16 protein-coding genes and 1 pseudogene are annotated in these 21,320 nt (G+C 51.8%); 7 read left to right on the plus strand and 10 right to left on the minus strand.

What is annotated here, in order from left to right:
- Positions 1-59: 59 nt before the first annotated feature.
- Entirely contained in the window at positions 60-305 is a 246-nt protein-coding gene (locus BLO97_RS16720) for a hypothetical protein (RefSeq protein ID WP_092346835.1), read from the plus strand.
- Positions 306-524: 219 nt separating this feature from the next.
- Here the strand turns inward: BLO97_RS16720 and BLO97_RS16725 are convergent, their stop codons facing one another.
- From BLO97_RS16725 to BLO97_RS16735, 3 genes are all read right to left on the minus strand, one after another.
- Positions 525-1,127 (minus strand): hypothetical protein, encoded by a 603-nt coding sequence (locus tag BLO97_RS16725; protein ID WP_092346838.1) that lies wholly within the window; start codon positions 1,125-1,127, stop codon positions 525-527.
- Between the two features lie 506 nt (positions 1,128-1,633).
- Complete coding sequence (locus BLO97_RS31030) at positions 1,634-2,713, minus strand: hypothetical protein (RefSeq protein ID WP_139197693.1); 1,080 nt, start codon at positions 2,711-2,713, stop codon at positions 1,634-1,636.
- The gene (locus tag BLO97_RS16735) at positions 2,714-4,273 is read right to left on the minus strand and encodes an AAA family ATPase (RefSeq protein ID WP_092346844.1); all 1,560 of its coding nucleotides are present in this window, start codon (positions 4,271-4,273) and stop codon (positions 2,714-2,716) included.
- A gap of 771 nt (positions 4,274-5,044) precedes the next feature.
- Here BLO97_RS16735 and BLO97_RS16740 point away from each other — a divergent pair.
- Positions 5,045-6,160 carry a hypothetical protein gene (locus BLO97_RS16740; protein ID WP_092346847.1) on the plus strand — a complete coding sequence of 372 codons (1,116 nt, stop codon included), beginning with the start codon at positions 5,045-5,047 and terminating at the stop codon, positions 6,158-6,160.
- Between the two features lies 1 nt (position 6,161).
- On the plus strand, positions 6,162-6,455 hold the full coding sequence (locus BLO97_RS16745; RefSeq protein WP_371914902.1) for a hypothetical protein: 294 nt from the start codon (positions 6,162-6,164) through the stop codon (positions 6,453-6,455).
- A gap of 632 nt (positions 6,456-7,087) precedes the next feature.
- Here the strand turns inward: BLO97_RS16745 and BLO97_RS16755 are convergent.
- From BLO97_RS16755 to BLO97_RS16775, 5 genes and pseudogenes are all read right to left on the minus strand, one after another.
- Entirely contained in the window at positions 7,088-7,447 is a 360-nt protein-coding gene (locus tag BLO97_RS16755; RefSeq protein WP_092346853.1) for a hypothetical protein, read from the minus strand.
- A gap of 323 nt (positions 7,448-7,770) precedes the next feature.
- The gene (locus tag BLO97_RS16760) at positions 7,771-9,567 is read right to left on the minus strand and encodes a UvrD-helicase domain-containing protein (protein WP_092346856.1); all 1,797 of its coding nucleotides are present in this window, start codon (positions 9,565-9,567) and stop codon (positions 7,771-7,773) included.
- Complete coding sequence (locus tag BLO97_RS16765) at positions 9,568-11,703, minus strand: ATP-dependent nuclease (RefSeq protein ID WP_092346859.1); 2,136 nt, start codon at positions 11,701-11,703, stop codon at positions 9,568-9,570.
- Positions 11,704-12,141: 438 nt separating this feature from the next.
- A pseudogene (locus BLO97_RS16770) lies at positions 12,142-13,508 on the minus strand (transposase).
- A 167-nt stretch (positions 13,509-13,675) separates the two neighbouring features.
- Positions 13,676-13,957: a hypothetical protein gene (locus BLO97_RS16775; RefSeq protein WP_092346862.1), complete on the minus strand. Its 282-nt coding sequence runs from the start codon at positions 13,955-13,957 to the stop codon at positions 13,676-13,678.
- Between the two features lie 108 nt (positions 13,958-14,065).
- Between BLO97_RS16775 and BLO97_RS16780 the strand changes: the two genes are divergently transcribed.
- The 4 genes from BLO97_RS16780 to BLO97_RS16795 all read left to right on the plus strand — a co-directional run bounded on the left by BLO97_RS16780 (position 14,066) and on the right by BLO97_RS16795 (position 19,671).
- Positions 14,066-15,481, plus strand: a complete 1,416-nt coding sequence (locus BLO97_RS16780) for a hypothetical protein (RefSeq protein ID WP_139197694.1) — start codon at positions 14,066-14,068, stop codon at positions 15,479-15,481.
- 1,003 nt (positions 15,482-16,484) lie between these two features.
- The gene (locus tag BLO97_RS16785) at positions 16,485-17,348 is read left to right on the plus strand and encodes an integrase domain-containing protein (RefSeq protein ID WP_092346868.1); all 864 of its coding nucleotides are present in this window, start codon (positions 16,485-16,487) and stop codon (positions 17,346-17,348) included.
- 416 nt (positions 17,349-17,764) lie between these two features.
- Positions 17,765-19,132 (plus strand): MobH family relaxase, encoded by a 1,368-nt coding sequence (gene mobH, locus BLO97_RS16790; RefSeq protein WP_092346871.1) that lies wholly within the window; start codon positions 17,765-17,767, stop codon positions 19,130-19,132.
- A gap of 245 nt (positions 19,133-19,377) precedes the next feature.
- Positions 19,378-19,671 (plus strand): hypothetical protein, encoded by a 294-nt coding sequence (locus tag BLO97_RS16795; protein ID WP_092346874.1) that lies wholly within the window; start codon positions 19,378-19,380, stop codon positions 19,669-19,671.
- Between the two features lie 301 nt (positions 19,672-19,972).
- On the opposite strand, the gene BLO97_RS31970 is transcribed toward BLO97_RS16795, so the two are convergent.
- A complete protein-coding gene (locus BLO97_RS31970) occupies positions 19,973-20,104 on the minus strand; it encodes a hypothetical protein (protein WP_017337405.1) in 132 nt (43 codons plus the stop codon).
- A 62-nt stretch (positions 20,105-20,166) separates the two neighbouring features.
- The gene (locus BLO97_RS16800; protein WP_235972406.1) at positions 20,167-20,649 is read right to left on the minus strand and encodes a toll/interleukin-1 receptor domain-containing protein; all 483 of its coding nucleotides are present in this window, start codon (positions 20,647-20,649) and stop codon (positions 20,167-20,169) included.
- Between the last annotated feature and the right edge of the window lie 671 nt (positions 20,650-21,320).

Genomic DNA, 21,320 nt, shown 5'->3' on the forward strand with positions numbered 1-21,320 from the left:
ACCCACGACGGGCCTCCCCCGTCCTGGGGGCAGGCCTTTCTTTGTTTTTGGAGGCCTTAATGAAAAATCGACTGGCAATGTATAGAGCCCTGAAGGCTATCAACGTGCCTGAGCAGCAAATCGAAGCAGTTATCCAAGCCATGGACTCTCATGTGCATTTATCTTCTGCAGGTAAATCCGATCCCGACATAGCCCAATTTCGGGCAGAGCTATCCCGGGTTGAGGTAAGCCTCCTTATGAATATCGGCGTGATGCTCTTCGTCGCGATGGCGACTCTCTTCGCCGCGGTCGCGTTTATTCGCTAACGAGACCGCCTTTTCCGTTGGTACCAAGAGCCACCTGTTCTAGGACAGGTGGTTTTTTCTTGTGCGCAAGTCACTTGATTTCACAGACCGTAAAGACATTTGGCCAAGGGCACCTATCGGCCAAAAGTGGGCACTCGTCAGAGGTTCTATAGACCGTCAAGGTCGCGAACTTTTTCTTGGATAAGATCTTTGCGCCAGCACAAGCGTAAAGCCCATTTTTTACGAGCGGAAGACTCCGCCACTGCCGTCAAATTTGACTAAGAGATCATGAATTCTGCCTACCTCATCAACAATTGGCTGGATCTCGTATCGCTCACCTAAAACTTGAAATATACCTTCCTTCAAGTAGTAAGCCCTGAAGATATGATGCGGTACGTCCGAGTCTTCAGGCTCAGAAAGAATAAGGCTAGGAAAAATGTATCCGACTATCCCCTCTTGAAGATAGAGATCAAGCCGCTCGTCAAAGTGCTCGATCGAGTTTCTTAACGCCCTATTCATCAGCGGGCTGTCGTCTTTTACACCAAAGACCTTCGACAGGTACTGTCCGCGATCCCTGTGAATGGTCTTCTTGTCCGTTCCCTTTACACCATCACGCGACGGGAAGAAATATCGCGATATAGCTCCAGACTGGTTGACGACGTTATGCAAGCAGTCCAGTAATAAGTCCTTCTTTTCTTGCGGATCAATTTCCCGAATTGAGATCTTCTCGATAATTTTTTCTGCAATGCTGCACGACTGGAGTGCAGAGGTCGTATTGAAGAGCATCGACTGAATGTAGAACGCCTCGTATGGCGTCCAGATACTAAATGCCCCGTTCTCCATCCCTCATCCCCCTCATCCCTCTATTCATGTTCAAAATTTAGCAGTTCATATACCGAAGAATAGTGCCTAGAGGCGCCGCTGGGTCAATCAAAGTCTCCTTCGGGTCGTTTTCTGCCCCTCGCGACAGGCAGAAATCGGCCGATTCTGTTGAAAAAGTCGGTCCCTCCAGAGTGCCTGCAAACTGACCGCTGAAAACGCCTATTTTGCGCGCCGCTACGCGAAATCTGAGCCCGGAATCCTCTGCTAAAAGTAAAGATTTCAATCTCAAGCGCGTACTTTTCTGCGGTAGAAACCATGGCCGACTTTTTCAACAGAATCGGCCAATAGCTGCCCTTCGCAGCGGGCAGCAGTCGGTGCAAAACAGGAATAATGTATCAGTATATTCGGAGCGTTTTATTAATTAGCACTTTCAAAGAACGCCTTTAAAACACACACTCATTTGGAAGATCAGTCCTCGATGTAGGTGGCTCAATACGCGACCTTATTAGAATGATAGCCATTGAGAATCAGACCAATCTTGCCGGTCCCGCCACACTCCAACTAGTAAGCGTAGATCCAATGCTTTTCCACAAAGCTTGTAAAGTAGGGCACTCATCTGGGTATAGCGGCACAAGCTGCTCAATATGGAGCCGCATCTCAGCTCTGTTCTGCAATGGCTTCAATAAGTCGCATGTACAGCTAGCTTGCAGACAATTTTTAGAGCAACTTGTAGAAAGTCCGGGTAATGCAGCGCTCCAATATGCACCAGCATCCGGACAGGTACGTAAATAGCCTAACTTTAAGCCCTTCTTATAATCGAAGAAAAGCTTAGCCTCTTGATGCCCGTTCTGCTCGGCAAACTTCAAAGCAGCAACCATAATATCGGTATAACGGGAGTTTGAATTCTCCGAGATAAAAGATAATGGCACAAGATTTTCAATTTCATGAAAGTCCAAATCCAAGTGGTGCGCGAGGACTTTTGTCAGGTCATTAGACTCACGAACTTTTACGCTGGTCGGCCCACACTCATCAGTCGGATACTTTTTATCCGAATCTGTAATACATAGGCAAAATAAATTATTGTCTCTTTGCGCTCTTTCGAATACCGCATAAGTCCGATTGCCTCCGCCATGGATAGGCCTGTACTTGCGATTAAGTGTTCTCACCGCCAAAGCCTGACTTACATACCATTTGGAAATTATTTCGTAAATATAGTGATCATTTATCTCTTCGAAGATTATTTCCAGTGGTGTTCTCAAGTTCATGTCTGCACAAAAGACCAGGGGTATGGAAATTATCTTCTGATTTCCAGCGGTGCTAAGCGTTGGAATACCATCGCCTGGAACAATATTCACATAAACTTCAACCTTTTCAAGAATCGACTCTTGTTGAGGAACTCTAAAAAACACGCTTTTATATGCAGCCCGCGCAGACTCTCCTAGCTTTACAAATTTGCTCAGGGAGATTAATGCTTGAGCGTCGCCGAGCACTAAATGGTCTCCAGAACGCACAGCGGATGCGATATCCTCAAGCGCACTTATCTCAGTAGGACTCAAATTGCCGTTAGCTACGCAGCCTTTAATAGATTCGGTAATATAAATAATCATTTAGGCCTCGTAATCAAAGAAGCCATACGGCCAATTGTGAAGAGACCCATTTTCACGATACCCACTAAACTCAACGATTGTTTGCGACGTGTTAGGCTCTTTTGAAAAAAGCACGATAGTAGAATCGTCTTTTGTTAAGACCCCCATCGCCGTCATCAGCCCGATTTTATTGACAATCACTTCACTGTGCGTTTCGATAATTAAATGCAAAATCACATCAGCTTCTTTAGCTGCGTTCACTACTGAAACTAACATTTCTGCAAGTTTCGATTGCATGCGCGGGTGTAAATGAAGCTCAGGTTGTTCAATGACGCAAGTGTACGAAAGCCCCGATATACCATTTCGACTGGGCTTATGCAGTATGGTCCAAAGCTGTATCATAATTGGAATTACTTGTGAGTAGCCAAAACCCATGTCAGCGAGATTATAAGACTCTTTGCTTTTATCGAAAGCGACTCCTAAATTTACATGACCTCCGTTGAACTGCACTACTGTTCTAAATCCAAACTCCTTCATTGACCATTCATCAAGCGCGTTTTTCTCTCGATCACTTAGATTTCGCAAAAACATTGCTAAGTTCTCGCCTTTTGAGTCAAGCTCTTTTACGCCGATATCTTGCGAACGATAGTACCGCTGCGCTGATGCACGAATAGGCTCAATATAAGAAACTCGCCTGAATGTCTGATCTAAAATCTCATCCAGATTGTAGAGTATCATTCCCGTTCTAGCTAATATCAGGAGATTTTGAAAGCGAACGAAAACTTCGTCATCCCGCTCTGTATTTAAAGTTTTGCTTTTCCAAGTGTTGGTGCTGAACATCTTTTTGAAGTTAATCAGCATCTCTGACTGCTTGCCAATAGCAGCCTTATAAACTGCGTTGGTAAGCGATTCTAGACTGGTCCGCTTATTCGAATAGACTCTTAGTGTATCTACCAGATCATCCAAAATTCCGTCGGGCCAGAATCCACTCCACCATGTTCTGTACATTTCTTCTTTTGGTGAGTCACTTTTGGCGCGAATGAGAGGAAGCAACCTGACTGCTGAGCTGTACGTGTAACTATCGCAATATCGGCTGTGATTTTCACCATTAATAATTATTGAGCTAATTTTATTTGATTCGTTGATATCGATTTTAACTAAGTTCCCTTCGATATCTAGATCAATTCCAGCAGTTCTCGTAAGACCATCCTTCCCCAAAGACGCTAGTCGCAGATTTACCGTGATATTAGAGGTGCTACGATCCCGAGAATTTACCTGAGCTCTGATCGGTCTATGGTAAATTAGCTCAGGGACGGTCAACCCAAATGAAAAAACGATTTCTTTTTCGCCTTGCTTTCTAATAAGTGCTTGATCGAAATCACCGAAATCGACATATTTCCCGAACCAGAGAATTGAGCTTCGAGTCGTGGTTTCAGCACTTTGTTTTAGAAGAGGGAATGTCCGAAGAAAAGTACTCTTACCAGAACTGTTTTCGCCCAGAAGAATAGTTATCGGAGAGAGTTTTACCGTACCTGTATCCTTTAAGCTTCTGAGGTTTTTTACTCTGAATTCGGTCAACATTCTGTACGTCCCTTGTGATAATTAGCCGTGAGCGTGAAATAATTTGCACTTGGTCTTGGTTACGGTTCGACTCTGCGGACGGCTGGAAATCTCCAACTATCATTACCGTTTTCTCCCACTTTTGGCTAGTGGCCAAATGACCTCATCGCAAAAAAAATGAGATCAGGCAGAAAATTTGGCCATGACGTTTCTAGCATATGTCCGTCAAATGTAGCTAAACCTTCGGAACGTCTGTTTAACGGAATCTATTTGCACCCCATTGACAGATCGATCGGCTCTCGCCGAATTCGAGCCATCATGGATGGCAGCTTAATGGCCGGTTGCTGACCGTCAGGAGATGGCTGTCATCGATACAATTTGACCAAGCGCTGAATCTGCTTTTGCCCATTGGCGGAATCTGACGTGGCAGTTTTATTGCGTGGGCTTAACAATCTCGCCCACGCGACGATAACCCCAATGCCAGATACAGAGCATGGTGCTGGCGTCGCGCAGCTTACTGGAACGGCAAAGCCCAGACGATTGGGATCATCACATCGATCTAGGCAAAAAAACCGACGACCGACGACTACCCAAAAACCGAGGTATCGGAAAAAAGAGTCATGACCACCTATTGCTTGCAGCGGCGAGGCATAGCCAAGCCTCATAGACTATAGTAGCGTTCTGCCCACGCACCGGGATGGATCGGGGCAAAACCCTTAAAGACCAGCATTGAACAACCCAGCGAAAGCGGCATTGCATCTACCTAGCTATTGCTTAACACAGAGACCTCCCATGGAAGAAGAAATAAAAAAAATTGCCGACTTGGCTGAAGAACTAAAACAGCTAATAGATAGCTTTATTGTTTTGATTGCGGACACTCCAATAAATAAAAAAATGAGGGACTCATTCGATACCTTTTATTCACATTTAAGCAAATTACATATCGCAACTGAATCGAATAATTCTGACAACATTACGAAAGCCGCATCGCGCGCTTCCACCTATGGCCAACTGATCGGGCAGGAATCGGCGAAGCTAGCGAACGTCGAACTTAAAGAGCAAGGAAGGGCCATACTTACCAAAGCAGTCGCTCTCAAGGCAGTAGCGGAAAATAGCACCATCAACTTAAAACCCTTAAATAGCTCCCCCTTCAGTAATGGCATTCCAGGGCTGCTTAATCTCTCTAATAATGAAAAGCTTAAATCAATTTATGACGAACATGAAAAGCATGATCAAAGAGTCAAAAAGCTTCTAAACGAAAACGAGCTTAGAATAGCAAGCCTAGAGCAGAAGCTAAAAAACCTCGAAGAAACCGCGCAAGGTGAGATAGACAAAATTACTTTGGCTTACTCAAACGGCCTCGATGAGGTCGGGGGGAAAAAGACAGAAATAGACAATATACTTGGCCATGTTTCAGGGAGAGCAATCGCAGGCGATTATGCAAAGAGTGCTGCCGAAGAAAAATTAATGGCTGATTGGCTGCGAAATGGCTCACTACTTTGCATGGCTTTTATTGCTAGCTCTTTAGGTTACTCGTTCTGGGAAACAATCGGCACAGCTTTTGATTGGCAGAAATCATTGTTCAGAATCACTTTGACCTTCTTGCTTTCTGTGCCTGCTGCATATCTAGCAAGAGAGTCTGCCAAGCACAGGGAACAACAGTACCAACACTTGCAAACGTCTCTTGACTTAAAAGCATTATCTCCGTTCGTGGCTTCTCTTCCAGACGAAGAACAGCACAAAATAAAAATAGCTATTGCCTCAAAGATATTTGCGGCCAGAGATTTCACTAAAGTCGGCGCCGACCCTTACCCCCTCAACACACATGAAATAATTATCGAGTTAATCAAGAAACTAGATATTTCGAAGGCCAATACCAACGCCGATTCGAAGCCAGGTTCGCAGTGACTTGCTCGCCACTGCGGTATTAGTTTTCGGCTCGATGGCTGCTATGCTTTGGATTTTTCGAAAGGAGTCGAAGCGATGCCCACTGAATACTCTCCCTGACACCCTTGAACGCATATACGAAAGCCAGCTCGCGCTTGAAGCAGCCTTGATGGAGGTTGCGCTGTGGGTTGAGCAGGGCGGGTCAGCAGACGTCGGCGAGAATATGCGCAGCACGCTGGACCTGATTGGCGAGAACGTCGGTCACATCAAGCAGGGCCTGGCCAAGCTGACACTTCAGCACCGCGACGGCGCCTGAGCGTCGTCACTATAGACCAAGCTATTTTTCAATGACGACTCTTGTTTATCACTTCAATCGAACCGATAAATTTTACCCGGTGCTGGTAACGCAGACCTCTCTCTAATCACAGCTGAGTCACTGATACCTGGCACTGCTACGTTACAAGCTACAAGCACCGCCTTCGTTCGAAACCGAGGGCGAGGAAATAGCTGTTTTTGTCAGCGAGGAAATGGGCTGGACGATGGTCGCTAGAAATTTCTGGCAACCACCTGAGGGCTTGGAACAACCAGCGCTCGGCAACCCCGTGACTGGGGAGTTCATCATCATTCAATATCACACATCTGCCCTCTTAAAGTATCAGGGCATCCCTAGCGTGATGGCTCCAATAACTTTCGGAATGGCGCTTTCCGGCCGGCTCGCCTACATGCAAAAGTGAGTCGAAGAGATTGCTTACCTTTATAGCCGCCGCTTTGACATGCTTGACCCAACGTCCACTTCTACGAAAAGCTCGCCACCGAAGACTTGGTACTTCAGATGAAACGGGTGGCGGATGAGATCTTTATGAATGAATGGAATCGCCTTGTAGGCGGGTGGCAGGAGTTTGCTGACAAACACATCATTAAGGTGTGTGGAACGCAAGAGATCGATAATCAGCCGGCTGGGGCGACCAAAACGCATTTGATCAATATGAGGGAGGAAGATCCGGTTTTTTTAAGGCGCTCACCGACCTTAGAAACTCGTTCGTTCACCACTTCCCGGTCGCCGAGGCTTACGGCTTGATTGGTGTGGACCACATAACCGTCAACACTCTGCATGTGCAAAATGGAAATTTGAATAACATGCGATTGATTGGAGTGTTGCTGGAGGATCTTGTGAAATCGTTTAACCGCTTCATGGTTCGTACCTTCGGCGAGCCAACCGCGGGCCACCTGCCACACTACGCCTTTAAAACAAAGGGCGCTCCATGGGCTCCCTTGTCGTTTGTGCTGCACACGTTCAATCTTCATCATCCTCTGGCACCGACACTGACCCAGACTCCATCGCCTGCAGCCACTGGGCGTCCCCTATCAAGGGAGGCGCCGCGCTCTATTCATCGAGGCCTTTTGAGGGGCTGCTTTTGGCCGATTCAGGTGAAAAAGTCGGCTCGCGCAAAACGCTCGAATATTGATGGATGAAAATACCTCTTTTGCACGCTCCTACGTGAAATCCGACTCCTGAACTTCTGCCCAAAACTCAGATTTCAATCTCAGGCGCGTACTTTTCTGCAGAGGAAACCGAAGCCGACTTTTTCAAATCGGCCAGGAGCGGTCATTTGCGACCAGATTCTTACCCGTCAAGAAAGCTGGTCATACCGGAATGCACATCCAGTAAGTACGTGGGTTGGTTGATAATCTCCGCTCCAGCCTCGACTGCGACCGCGCTCAGAGATCAGATGTAGGTTCTTTCTGGCCCGCGACGACACCACATACATGAGCTTCTTAGCTGTCTCGGCCTGGTTCGGATCGCTGAAATGGGGAACCATCCCTTCTAGCAGGCCATAGGCGATCACTGCGTCATACTCAGCGCCCTTGACCCCGTGGATCGTCGATACGGTGATTCCAGTCCGGTCCGCAAAGACCTTCCTGAACATCGCCAATTCAGCGATCGCCTCAGCGCCTTCCTTGATGAGCTTGTCAATGCGCTTCTGCGAGCATTCAAAGAAAGCGTCGTGATGCTCCTGGAGTGCCGCGCAGGTGTGGCGATCGATTCCAAAAGTGGAACATAGCTGGTCGAAGAACACCCGGAGGAAGACCAGGCCATCGGTTTCGGTGATGGTGATGGCGTTGCAGGCGCGCAGCAGTGTCTTGCGGTCCAAACCTGGAACCTCGACACCGGCCTCGCTGAGGTCAGCGATTATCTCTCCCGCCCATCGCATCCGGCGTACATAGAGCTGTGGGGACGCCTCCGTCAGAATGATCCGAGCTAGCTTGTACCAGAAATTGTCGACGTCGCGCGCAAAGGGCACCATGCCCGGGCCGTCAAACGAATAAGCCGGAAGCGCCGCGACCAGCCTGCGTGTCATGCTTGCGAGATGGACCCACCAAGGCGCAACGATACAGACCTCATGCTGAGCGATCCCGAGCGTTTCGACGTTGAATTTGATGAGCCTTACAAGCTCTTCCTCCAGCGCGTCGCGGTGCGTCTGGTGATCGAAGGACACCACGCTCGCGTAGTCTTTGTCCCTCCCCACCGCCTCGATCTTCGAAGGCCAGACGTTGTAATTGCCGAAATAGCTCACAATGCGCGATGACGACCGGTAATTGTCTGACAGCTCCATTTCATTGAAGGTGATGCCGCACTGCGCCCCAAAGTCCGCCGCCGTAATCGCATAGCCGCCAAGCGAGCCATAGATTGCCTGATTAGGATCGCCTACCACGAAGGCGGACGCACCGCGTTTCGACGCTTTCAGGATCGACGCGAGGATCGCATATTGGATTTCCCGCGTATCCTGAAATTCATCGAGGAGTACGCATTCGAAGATCGAACCCAGCAGCACGCTGATCGACGGATTATTCTCGATGAGTTGATAGGCGTAGAAAAGGATCAGTTCAAAATCGACCTGCCGCTCGGTACGAAGCGCCTTCCAATATGCCTGCAAAACTTCCCTAATTGCTTCATGTTTGTCGGTCTTGTTGCATGTCAGGACATAGCCGTCCGGCTTGAAATAATATGCGCAGTCGAAGCTGCTGAGCTTAGTGCCCTGCACCGCGCTGCAGAGTTCCTCGTGCATTCGTTCGGTGTCATGAGCATTGATCACCCGGAAACCGTGCTCGAGCGCCGAGTGATAGATTCCGTAGGGCTTTAAGATCCATTCGAGACAGAAGGAGTGGATCGTGCCAATCCAAAGCTGGCTCGTATCAACACCAAGCTGCTCGATCCGTTCGTGAATCTCATCCGCAGCCCGGTGCGTGTAGGTGATCGCGACGACGCGTTTTTTGTCCGACTTAAGCTCCGACAACAGGCGGGCGATCTTGTAGGTAAGGGTTCTCGTTTTACCGCTCCCCGGGCAGGCAACGAGGAAGACGCTGCCTGGATGCTCGATGGCTGCGACTTGGGCGTCGTTCAGATCTTTCCTGTCCCAGACAAACATCTAGAAGCTCGCCAGGATCGTGTTGATCCCGTCGGCCGGAAAGGCCTGTAGCATTTCGGCGCGGACCCCTGCAAAGTCGATCTCGCCGCTATAGTAGCGTCTGATTTGCGCGCGCATCGCGTCGATGTCCACTGCCGCGTGTAGTTGTGACTCCGCAAGGACCGAGACCCGATAATCCAGCACACGCGCCCATGTCTGGATGGATACCGGGAGATGTGCTTGGAAGATGGCGTCGAGGATGTAATCCGGAATGACAGTTTCTGGCGTGATCATTCGCCCCAGGATGATGGCGAACCACCCCTTTCCTGCGTAACGTGCCATCGTCAGCACGCGCGTCCCGAAACGTGCGATGTCGCCCGATTCCAGCTCCATTTTAGACGTCGCGATGGTGCCGCTATCCTTATAGACGTCGCCCAGCACCGAAACGACGGTGCCGACATTGCCGGCGGAAACGAAATCGACCTCGAAAGTGTGGTCGGCGAAGTGCGCCGTCAGCCAAGGATTCCCGTCACACAACTCCTTGAGCACTGCCTCGCGCTGGAGTCCAGCGATCTGTGACCCCAGTGCCTTCTTCTTTGCGGCCGCCTTATCGTCACTGTCGAGTATGTCCTTGGTCGTATCGATAAACGCGCGGTCAAGGTCGGTGATGATCGCGCAGCGCTTGCGGATGCGCTCGTTATGGAAAAGCACCGCAACATTCTCGAAGCCGGTGCTACGGATGTTGATCAAGCTGATCCCCAGCTCGTCCAGGCTGAGCCCGAACACTTTTTTAACGAGGATCGGGATGAGGATCTCCTCGGCGTCGCCCTCGACCAAGACCACGCTCTTGGCGAAGAGCAAATTGCTGCGGACCGCATCGAGGTAGCGCTGGATATTGCCAATCTGGACGGCGTCAAGTCCCGCAGATGGCTGAAACACCTCGCATCGTCCGTTCTGCCGGCCGAGGATGTTGATGTTCACGACGTTGTTCACTTCGGATATGTGGGTCGAATGGGTCGAATAGATGATCTGGGTGTCATCAAAGTTCAGCCGGTCAAACAGCGTTTTCTGGATATGGGTGTGGATGTGCGCCTCCGGCTCCTCGATCACAAGGAAATTGGCGAAGGACTCTTTCTGCTTCTGATATTTGAACTCGAGCAGCCTCAACGTCAGGTAGATGAGGTTTGCACCGCCCAGGCTCAGCTCGTGAATCGCGCCCTCATATTCTTCCTCGCTCTCGCCCACAAACAGCTTGAGCGACTGGAACAGGCGGTCGGCCTCGTCGGACAGATCCGAGCGGATCGAAAGTGATCGCGGGGAGTAGGTCTCGCCTGCCGCATCGGTAATGGTGTCGCGGATATCGGTGCGGATGGTTCCTACATCTGGTAGGCCCTCGATTGCATCATTGAGCCCTTTGACGAGCGCGGTGATTGGCTCGAAGCTCTGCGGATCGATCTCACCACTTCGACACTTGAGCAGAGTTAGGAGCGGGTTGGTGCGGTTGTTCTGAAAGTCGGAGACCACATCGCGCAGTGCTTGCACGAAGGTGAAGCACACTTCGCGGGAGATCGAGAGCATGCCCGGGATGACGCCCCCGATAGCGGGGTTCGTCTGTTCTTGGGGAAATATTACCGCGTCGAAGTCGCCAGCCAGTTGCCTATAGGTTTCGGGATCGAGGAAGTTTGCGGTGCTCTTGCCGGTAAAGATCGTTTCATAATCCGAAATGGTGATCTTCGAACGTGCCTCAGCGAGTCCTACCGTATCACCGGCGGCAAGGTCCGCCAGGGTCCGCCGGACTGACGCCTTGGGGCGGAAAATAAGGTTGTAGGTCGCCTTGCCGATCGCACCGTCGGCGATGTTACCAGTCCCATGGAGAAAGAGGGACTGAATCGCCTCGTCTTGGGATACCTCGTCGAACTCGAGGCTAATGACTATCCAGTGACCGCGCCAGTCGCCAAGGCCCCGGTGGAAGTCCTTCTCGTCGAGCCTATAGGCCGCGCGCAGCAGCGTGTCGTCTAGCAAAAGACGCAACGCCCGGAACAGGTTTGTCTTGCCTGACCCGTTCTCGCCTATGATCGTGTTAACGCCCTTGTTGAAGACTACATTCGCGCATTCGAAATTCCGGTAGTTGACGAGTTGTAACTTTGAAATATGCACGAATAACGTACCCCGTTTAGCCGTAGCTCGTTATTTTAGCCTGCCCAATCGAGCTGGAGCATTGTGCGCTCCCGTGGTTTGGTGGTGAAGATGCGGCTCAATCGCTTAGCAAAGCACCGATCGAATCCTGCATTGTAGGCGGACACAAGCGCCGCCGGCGCTGCAAAGGCTGCAGCCCCTGCGATGTTGATCGGGAATAATCGGAGTAGACCACGATATTGATGATGACGGGGAAGTCCAAAACTAACTCTACTGCCAGTGAGTGGCTGCTCTTGGCCGATTCTGTTGAAAAAGTCGGATTTACCGCTCGCCTGAACTCAGGCACGACCATCGCCTAAGGAACCGAATCACCACACTGAGTGGTTTCTCGGCCCTTCGTTGGCCGTTGCGGCTCAGTTAGTGGGTTAATTTGAGGTTTTTTGCGGAGTGCAGGCGCACCTATCCCGTGGCGGGTGGACCTTGAGAGGCAAATTTAGCCAGCCGTCGCAGGTTCTGTACCGTAGCGGCCAGCGTGAATTCATCCGTCCCGCCACTCATGCCACGTAGTCTCAGGCGATCCAATTTCAGGATGCGCTTAAGGTGGGCAAACAACATTTCGACCTTCTTACGTTCGTGGCGAGAGCGCAGGTACGCAGGTGTCGTTGCGATTCGCCGCGCCACATCGCGCGCGGCTTCATGGACGCTGCGGGCGATCTTGCGGAACGCAGTGTTTGGGCAGCACTTGGCTTTCATCGGACAGGCAACGCAGTCGGTCTGCCTGGATCGGAAGATGATGGTGTTGGCTTTGGTGACGTGCGAACGCTCGTTCTTGAAGGCTCGCCATTCGCTACGTAATGCATTGCCATCCGGGCAGCAGTACTCCTCAGTCTCTTCATTCCAGCGGAAATCGTTGCTCGAAAAACTGTCGTTTTTGCGCTCGGTTTTGTCCCACACCGGCACATGTGGCTCGATGTCTTTTTCCTCCACCATCCAGGCCAGCATTGGCGCGGTACCGTAAGCGGTGTCGCCAATCAGGCGTTCCGGCTTGATGTCGAACTGCGCTTCGTCCCGTTCGATCATCGTCTTGGTGCTCTCGACTTCTGCGGTTCGATGAGCCGGTGTGGGTTCCACATCCATGATCACGCCGTGCTCGGTATCGATCAGATAACTCGTGGAGTAAGCGTAGAACGCTGGACCACCTGGAGCTACGGTCCAGCGGGCTTGAGGATCAGTCAGCGATAGGCGCTTCGGTAGCGTTTCGGCCAGAGCCTGTTCATCAAGGGCTTCAAGATACTCACGCACGGCGCGGGTGCTCAGGGCCGGATCGCTCCAGTTGACCGGTTCATCGCCCGGTACACCGCGCTGCCGGCTGGCATCCGCTTTGATGATGCTGGCGTCCACGGCAAAGCCTTCGCCCTTCACCAGGCCGGCGTCCATGCAGCGACGCAGCACTTCATTGAACGAAACAGATCGCTGTCCCGGAAACGGCCGTGTCTATTTTTGGAAAAGGTCGAGTGATTGGGGACTTCATCTTCAAGGCTCAACCGGCAGAACCAGCGATATGCCAGATTCAAATGGGCTTCTTCGCACAGCCGACGCTCTGAACGAATGCCGTAGCAATAGCCCACGATCAGCATGCGGATCATCAACTCAGGGTCAATCGAAGGACGCCCAATCGGGCTGTAAAAATCGGCGAGGTAATGGCGCAAGTCGCTCAGATCGAGGCACTGATCAATACTGCGCAGAAAGTGATTGGCTGGGATGTGATCTTCACGGTTGAATGAGTAAAACAGCCGCTCCTGCCCACTCGATAACTGTCCCATCATGCTGCCTGCTTCCCTGCTTCCCTGCTGGCCAATGCAGAGATTTTGCCGCAGGCCAGACAGGGGAGCTACTTTTTCAACAGAATCGACCGAAACCGGCCAGAAAGGGGCAGTCGCCGCCCTCAAAACGGCGACTATCGCTATCAGGTATTCAGGCTTCAGCCGTAAGGCTATGCCTCGGTGAATCCAGTAGCGCCTAAATAGTTTTTTGCAAGCGATTCTGCTTCCTTCGCCGCTCTGACGATGCTGATCTCGTCATTTTGGACTTTTGTTTTCACGCGCAGATAGATACCGAAGGATTCAAGAGTTTCGCCTGCAGCGCGGAGCTCGCCTTCAATGATCGCCTCCACCACCCCCTTGTTGCCGTAGCGGTCATGCAGTCGTTTGTGCGCTGCTATTTCAAGCGCTTCGCCAGCAGTTCCGGAAACTTTCTTCGTGAGACTCGTCAACATGATTGAGTTCCTTACATGTGTTGGGTTGTTGGTGATACCACCGATGAGGATATTGCCCTTGTCTGATAGGGGTTAGAATCCCACGATCACAGCATCGAGAAGATACCCTTGACAGTTGCTAAGGAATCAGAAATCGAATCCGCCGCCATCAGCTTGATGGACGCAAAACTTCAACTGCTGCTTGCGATTACCTGGCAGCATGGGGAAGGCGATGGGCTAACGCGTCTTGACGACTTGGCCAATTCGGTCAAGGAGAAAGTTGCCGGATGCTCGGAAATCTTCGAATCAGATAGAGATCAGGAAATTGCCGGACTACAAATTCTCGACGCGCTTCAGGAAGCTCGTCGGCTGCCTGAGGCAGAGCGAGTCGGCCACCTCTTGGATGGCTGGGCGATCCTGCCCACGAACACAGACTTGGCCCAGTTACACCGGGAAACGGCAGCGCCTTACCAGATAGCTAGGACTCTTGTGGCAGAGGCCAAGAGAGACTTTGAAGCTCGAGTTGACCATAGAGCGATAGCGGCAACGTTGCGTAGGTGTATTAGCGCGCTTGGAAAGCAGGAGCAATTCCCGTTTTATGTGCCTGCGCTAGCAGCATGCTTTATGGAGCTGGCCAGACGTCCGGGGCATGTAACTGACGAAGAGATAACACTTGAAGTTGCACGCTATGAAAAAGAGGCTGAACGAATAGCGGCGGATAAGCAACGGATTAAGAGGAATGAGATCGTAGCCGAACTGCTACCTGCTGCAGAGCGTATCTGTCTTCAGATTGACCAAAGCTACTCTTGGGGTGACCTTGCGATTAATGCAAGGGGGATAACAAGCTTAAGTACTCTCGGAATATACACGCAACTAAACTACTACGGCCTAGTCACTGACGCCCATTTCTCGCCTAAATATGTAAAAACGCCAATAATCCCAGCTGATACATTTCATAAAGAAATGACGATTTGGTTTTTGCGAGTATCGACTCTCATGTATAGCGGGGATGATCGAGAGACTCGGATACTTCGGCGCAGTATTGTCGATTCGGAGCGAGCGGATGTTCGTGTATATGGCAAGCGGGTGCTGGACTCTCTTGTACTGCTCGTTCCTCTCGATGATGAAGAGAACGATATCGAAAAGCAACTTGCGCTTTTGCTCATCAAGCTCGACTCGTCGTGGCGAAGACGTAATGTTGATCTGGTAAAGTCCGCAAGGTTTCTTGAAAAGCTGCCTGTGAGTCTTCGTGATCTCGTAGTGAGCCATGGAATGCGCCGGAAGGTCATAAGGACAAAAAAGACGCTTCTATTTTGTCTAGCAGGTCTTATTGCTGAAAATGTTTATAGGTACCGACATAAACATGTAAAATTGCTGGAAGCTAACGGAAGACGCACTAGAGCAGATATTGACGAGTATGTCGCAGATTTATTGAAAGAGCATGGCTTCCAGTACAGCGCCGAAACCCTACGCAGAAAGCGATCCCAGTGGCGGCGGGAGTTCCTTGAGAGAGTGCCTGAGATATTCGGCCTTGGCGATGCTTAATCCTTCAGCTGCCTGACGGTGTATCCAGTAGATAGCTGTCGGGCACCTCCGGTGTAATGCTGCCCATTGCTCATGCCGGACGCCTGCTCTTGGCCGTGAGCCACCGTCCTCGAAGGGCCGCTATGGGTCCTAACTATCCCATTGTGACTGCTAGTTATCATCCGCCCCAGACCTTTGACAGAAAGCTCTCGGTCAACCTGGATATCAACGTCGTCGACTTGCTCGCGCGATTCCCGACGTTGATCGGCAAGGCAGCTCCGTGCTCCGCCTTCCCCACAAGCTCCCTGCGCAGGCATGGCATGGGAACCATGCCGCGCCTGCGCAGGGAGCCGACAAGGCCGAAGGCCGCGTCAGTACCACAGGCAATGAATAAATATGCACCTACCGCAGACGGCTTTTGCCCACGGACGCGCAAGTCATGAACCGGGCCGTCACTGCAATCCGCAGTGACGGCCCCGCCGCCGCCCCAACATCACGGGCAAATCTTGAATCCTAAAGAGTGCGGCATACATGATGATGCCCCCATACACTGGCCCAGCAAAAACCTAAGACGACAGGTTCGAGAGTCGTCATCCAACAGCGCAAAACTCCTGCAAGCGCTGATCCATCAGGATGGAGTTAGCCAGGTATGCAAGGTTCCAAAAGCATACCGACCCATACCCGTGGGCGGAGCCGCCTTTGTCTATCGGATTTATTCCGTGATATGCCGCTACTGCACCGTCCTAGGCAGCGGTCCTTTGCGCAATGCCGACTGCTTCCACTTAACAATCCCATCCATTTCCTTGGAGTACTCATCAACACTAAAAACCAGCTCATCCCGCTCCATCTCCGTCCGATCTTCCAGCAGGAAGCAGGACGGACGTCTCAGTCGAGACACTGGTGTTTCCTGAACACCATGCCCCTGCCCTTCGGGGATCTCGCCTAGCGAGTTGGCACCAACACTTACCAATGATTTTCAGGACAGGACAACAACACAGTCAAAGCCTGTGAGCGTGAACGGTATATGGACGATTTGACCTACACCCTGCGGCAACTTTGCCGGCGCAATCGCGATGGCAGTCACAACACCCAGGCCGACCGTATCCGCTCATTGGGGCTGATCGCCCGCCAACTGCGCGAGTCAGGTTTCCGACAGATGAGAGCCCCCTCGCTCAAAGGCAAACACGTACTGGCACTGCTGGATCGTTGGCAAGGCGAAGGCCTGTCACCTGGCACCATCAAAAATCGACTGGCGCACCTTCGATGGTGGGCTGAAAAAATCGGCAAGGCTGGCATTCTCCCCGCGGACAACACGCAGCTGGGTGTGGCCGACCGGCGCTTCGTCACTAACGTCAGCAAAGCCCAGGAACTGGGAACAGACCTTGGCAAGATCACCGATGCCCATGTGCACATGAGCCTCCAGCTTCAGTCGGCGTTTGGACTACGCCGTGAGGAAGCGATCAAGTTTCAGCCCAAGTATGCGGATCAAGGAGATCACATTCTCCTCAAGGGCTCATGGACGAAGGGTGGGCGTGATCGTTCTGTGCCGATCACTACTTCGCTACAGCGCGAGGTGCTGAATGCGGCACATCAGCTAGCGGGAGCCGGATCACTAATCCCGGCTCAGAAAACGTATATCCAGCAGAGAAACACCTACGATGGTCAGTGCAAGGCAGCAGGCCTGAGCCACATGCATGGGCTACGTCATCATTATGCACAAATCCGTTACTTAGCTTTGACAGGGTGGAAGGCTCCGGCGGCAGGAGGAATCTTTTCCAAGGAATTGACCCCAGCGCAGCGTTCTCAAGACCGTATTGCTCGACAAATTATCAGCCGTGAACTCGGGCATGAGAGAACACAAATTACTGCGACCTACCTCGGACGATAGCTCAAGGCTTTCGACGTCAATGAGCCGTAAGAGTGCGTCCCCCACTCCGCGCCTCGTTGGCGCCTCGACTTGACCAAGCGTATTTCCAGCCAATACGGATATGCGTAGTGACGCATTTAATCTTTCTACGCTTGCCGGTTGCGTGTCCTATGGACACGAGGCATCGAATGCCTGCTCGGCGAGCATTCCCGGCTTCGGTCACCTGAACGACCCTGCAAGCTTGGATAACTGAGGGCGTCGCAGAAGCCGCCCGCTGCCCGTAGGGAATGCCAACTAATCCGGCTCGCCCGCCTCACGCTTTGCCCACTGACAAGTCTGTATCGGCGCTTCGAAGCCAAGCACTCATCCATATTCATAAGTGCTGCTTCATGTCGTCGCCAAGCGAATACCTCCCTTCCCTCTCGACAGGAGCAATTATGTTCTCACTGTTCCATCGCAAGCTTCGGCGTGCACTCGACCCTAGGGCTGCAGCTAGCCCAACATCACCCGCCGGCCTAACCACTCCCCAATCTGCGGAATCACTCTTGGCCGCTCCCCGCAGACAAAAGTTGCTGAGGCAGATCTGGCAGTGCACCGCCATGTCCCGCCCTCAATTCGATGAACTTTATCTCGACCCAATTAGACGATACGCCGAGCTGGTTCAACTTTTCCCTGCATCCGAAAGTCAGCCCCACGCTTACTCCGGTGGGATGCTGGACCATGGCCTGGAAGTAGTTACGTACGCTCTAAAAATTCGCCGATCACGATTACTGCCCCCAGGAGCTCCACCAGAAGTTCAGATCATCCAAACGGAAGCGTGGAATGCCGCACTGGCATACGCCATTCTGAGTGAAAACCTTGGCAAGATTGCGATTGATCTCCACGTCGAATATTTGGATGGCTGCGCCTGGCACCCATGGCACGGACCGCTGACTCGACCTTACCGAGTACGATACCGAAAAGACCTCGATTATCGACTGCGCGGCCCCGCATCCAGCCTGATGATCCACCAGCTATTAAGCAGCGAAATCTTGGACTGGCTTTCCGCTTTCCCTGAACTGTGGGCCTCGCTCATGGCCCGCTGGTCTGGACATAGCGAACATACCGGCGCACTCGGCGCGATCATTATTCAAGCCGAACAAGCTTTAGTAACCAAAGCCCCTGCACAGACCGCCACGGCAGCTGAGAGCCATAAGCCAGCGACCATCGCCACACAATCAGATCCATCACTGCCAGATACACCATCAACCGACTATTTCGACTCATTAACGAATCGAATCGGCGAGCCTCCCAAGTGGCCTGAAGATTCCGACTCCGTACCTTTCACCGAATCAGCCCTCTCAGCAGAAGAACCGTCCGAGTCAGACAAGCATGCGAAGCCAAGCGGCGAACACTTCATGGAGTGGCTGATCGAAGGCGTACGCACTCACGAGATCATCATGAATGAAGACCAAGCGCTGGTGCACTCCGTCGAAGACACTCTCTTCTTAGTCACTCCTGGAATATTCCAACGCTACGCGAAAGCATTCCCTCATCCCGCCTCCATCTCGAAAAGACAGGGGCAGCCTGACTGGGAATGGGTTCAAAATCGCTTTGGAAAAATGAAGCTGCACCGCATACAAGCGAACGGTCGTTGCATCTGGAAATGCGAGCTCAGCAGTGCACGCAGAACACGTTTTTTACACGGCTATCTCTTGAAAAAGCACTATGGCTTGATAAGCGACTCGTCCCTCAACAACCCGAATCTGAAGGTGGTGACGCCAGGCAGCGAGAAGCCTCACACAACATTAGGAAACACTCGTTAACCGGTTTCCTGATTGACAGCAAACGGCCTCAGGGGCATTTTTGATATGCATCTCGCTGATTCGCTCAGCACTAGCCGCCAGGATCTTCAAGACGGCGCTGCGGTTCTCCGCAGGATCCTTCATATGACCGCATAGCTTCCGGCAGCGCGGACAGTCGACTTGATGTCGATGGAGGCATGACTTTCCCACCCACGACGGGCCTTTCCCGTCGTGGGGAAGGCCTTTTTTTGTTTTAGGAGGCCTTAATGAAAATGGAACTGGCGATGTATCAGGCACTGCGCGCAATCGACGTGCCTGAGCTCAAAGCTGAAGCCGTTATCCAAGCATTGGAATCTGACATGCTCACATTACTCGCGACGAAAAGTGATCTCGCAAGCCTCGCTGCTGAAATTGGCAAGGCGACTGCTGAGATCGCGAATACTAATCATCGGCTGACTGCAGAGATCGCTAAATCTGATCTTAAGTTATCCATTCGCATGGCTTCCATGCTCGCAGTCACGGTCGGCATCTTGATCGGGGCGATGAAAGTTTTCTTATAGTTTTCCTCAGCGATTACTGGAACCATCAAAACCACCTGTCATTCGATAGGTGGTTTTTTTGCGGCTTCTTCAGCGATATATGGACACGTGTGGTGAAACGGCGGGCAACATCAAACAGGGACTGACCAGGTTAAAGGACGGAAGTCAGGCGTGGCACCCTCTGCAGGGGCCACGGATGGGCAAAGGTTAGAGTGGCCGCCGGCGGCCCTTATGATTTCTCGCAATAGCAGTTCTCGACCGGCCGAAGTCGGCCAGAAGCGGCCTAACCTGCGTGACTCGCCCCCTTTCACTGCATTTAAGGTCAGTCACCTTTTTTGTGTTTATGTACTTCCAGATCAGGATGTTTGGGTTTGTTTTCTTCAGTAACACGACGGCGCTGGTCCTTTTTGCCGGTGGATTCAGCGATCGGTTTGGGGCCGGGTTTAATACTCATGTGTTCAACTCCTTCGATTGATAACGGGTCTGTAAGTAAAGCCGTACGCATGGACAGTGGAGCTACGGGGCGACCAACTCGGAAAGCTTGGCCGCGATATCTGCAAACGTATCTTCGGCAGTGCTCAGGCCGCTTCTCGAACCGAGTAGAGGACTGACTTCGCGCAGCGATTCGTATGTTGTGTCGTGAATGATGGGAACCAGCAGATCCCTTGCGAGGAGCGCGGAAAGCTCTTTGTCGGCGATGCCTTCGGCTGCTAAGCGGCGCAGCAAAGCAGGGGTGACCAGCACAATTCCTACTCGAGACTTCGCCAATCCCTTATCAATTTCACGCAGTAACGAAGAGCCTAGAAGGACATCTTTCTCGCTGAACCAAACGGAAACACCGAGCGATTCGAGTACATCATGCAGCTCCTTCGCGGATCCTTTCCGGTCGTCCCAGGCGTGACAAAGAAAGACGTCACGTAGATCAGGTACTGTCGCACGCCTCTCGACATTTTCGCGTACCGGTGTGAGCGTTCGTACCTCGGCGGAGGTGTAGGCCACAGAGGATCCGGGTTTCGACCAGCGCGGCTTTGCGCTGCTGGATGAACCGCCGCTACTGCGACCACCCCCGCCATGAGACGGGGACGAATAGGATGGTGCGTAGGACGAGGATGAATACGATCGCGATCCGTACCCGCTATATCCGCTACCACATGCGGGACACGCCGCTCTTGCGCTTGCCGAACGATGACCATGTACCGGTGCTGTACATCTAGACATGTCGTAAACCTTCCGTTTGTAGCTGCTCGCCCAAGAGATGATTAAGCAGCGGCTGTACCGAGCCATCAGCTTTTGAAAACACCGCAGCCCATCCTTATTGGCTCGAAATCACCTGCGCTTCCGATCGTGATTCCAATATGCTGGCACAAACGATAGCCCATAGCGCGAATTCCGCTAGCAGGCGTAGCGCGAAATGCTCGCTAGCGGCTTTCGATACAAATGCCTCCATGGTCTAGAGCTATCTATCTATAGCGAATAGCTCTCGATCCAAGTTTCAGGCCCCCTGACGTTCAACGTTCCGCCATCGATGCCATTGTTCAATCGATCAACGTCGCCATGGGGTGGATACTGCCTTTCTGCGACAAGCAGCAATCGACCAGTAGCAGTCTGTTGACAAGGGGCGAGATTTGCCATCAGCAGTCAATATCATGCAAGCATAGCGAGTTCGACAG

Source organism: Pseudomonas sp. NFACC05-1, from assembly GCF_900100135.1.
Classification (GTDB): domain Bacteria; phylum Pseudomonadota; class Gammaproteobacteria; order Pseudomonadales; family Pseudomonadaceae; genus Aquipseudomonas; species Aquipseudomonas fluorescens_Q.

What these genes read in the sequence shown, in the direction of transcription:
- BLO97_RS16720 (WP_092346835.1), top strand. Translation starts at nt 60, where the DNA reads ATGAAAAATCGACTGGCAATGTATAGAGCCCTGAAGGCTATCAACGTG.
- BLO97_RS16725 (WP_092346838.1), bottom strand. Translation starts at nt 1,127, where the DNA reads ATGGAGAACGGGGCATTTAGTATCTGGACGCCATACGAGGCGTTCTAC.
- BLO97_RS31030 (WP_139197693.1), bottom strand. Translation starts at nt 2,713, where the DNA reads ATGATTATTTATATTACCGAATCTATTAAAGGCTGCGTAGCTAACGGC.
- BLO97_RS16735 (WP_092346844.1), bottom strand. Translation starts at nt 4,273, where the DNA reads ATGTTGACCGAATTCAGAGTAAAAAACCTCAGAAGCTTAAAGGATACA.
- BLO97_RS16740 (WP_092346847.1), top strand. Translation starts at nt 5,045, where the DNA reads ATGGAAGAAGAAATAAAAAAAATTGCCGACTTGGCTGAAGAACTAAAA.
- BLO97_RS16755 (WP_092346853.1), bottom strand. Translation starts at nt 7,447, where the DNA reads ATGATGAAGATTGAACGTGTGCAGCACAAACGACAAGGGAGCCCATGG.
- BLO97_RS16760 (WP_092346856.1), bottom strand. Translation starts at nt 9,567, where the DNA reads ATGTTTGTCTGGGACAGGAAAGATCTGAACGACGCCCAAGTCGCAGCC.
- BLO97_RS16775 (WP_092346862.1), bottom strand. Translation starts at nt 13,957, where the DNA reads ATGTTGACGAGTCTCACGAAGAAAGTTTCCGGAACTGCTGGCGAAGCG.
- BLO97_RS16785 (WP_092346868.1), top strand. Translation starts at nt 16,485, where the DNA reads ATGGACGATTTGACCTACACCCTGCGGCAACTTTGCCGGCGCAATCGC.
- mobH (WP_092346871.1), top strand. Translation starts at nt 17,765, where the DNA reads ATGTTCTCACTGTTCCATCGCAAGCTTCGGCGTGCACTCGACCCTAGG.
- BLO97_RS16795 (WP_092346874.1), top strand. Translation starts at nt 19,378, where the DNA reads ATGAAAATGGAACTGGCGATGTATCAGGCACTGCGCGCAATCGACGTG.
- BLO97_RS31970 (WP_017337405.1), bottom strand. Translation starts at nt 20,104, where the DNA reads ATGAGTATTAAACCCGGCCCCAAACCGATCGCTGAATCCACCGGCAAA.